This window comes from Rossellomorea sp. GQ25 (assembly GCF_059758515.1).
Genome location: NZ_JCAXEQ010000029.1, coordinates 1 through 286, shown reverse-complemented (window position 1 = coordinate 286; position 286 = coordinate 1). Strand labels below are relative to the sequence as shown.

The 286-nt window shown below is 48.3% G+C and carries 2 tRNA genes; both read left to right on the top strand.

Features of this window, described 5'->3' with window-relative positions:
* The first annotated feature begins 55 nt into the window (after nucleotides 1–55).
* Nucleotides 56–132: transfer RNA gene (locus AC6CIB_RS23640), tRNA-Ile, on the top strand.
* A gap of 14 nt (nucleotides 133–146) precedes the next feature.
* Nucleotides 147–222 (top strand) — tRNA-Ala (locus tag AC6CIB_RS23635).
* Nucleotides 223–286: the final 64 nt, after the last annotated feature.

Genomic DNA, 286 nt, shown 5'->3' with positions numbered 1-286 from the left:
CATCCATCAAACAAACAATGGTAAGCATTGCTTATCATTCATTTTTATGGAATATGGGCCTATAGCTCAGCTGGTTAGAGCGCACGCCTGATAAGCGTGAGGTCGGTGGTTCGAGTCCACTTAGGCCCACCATATTCTCATTTTACGGGGCCTTAGCTCAGCTGGGAGAGCGCCTGCTTTGCACGCAGGAGGTCAGCGGTTCGATCCCGCTAGGCTCCACCAAGGTTTTTTACGAAGCGTTAGCGGAGTAAAGTAACCATCCATATAGTCTCTTTTGAGATTAAGA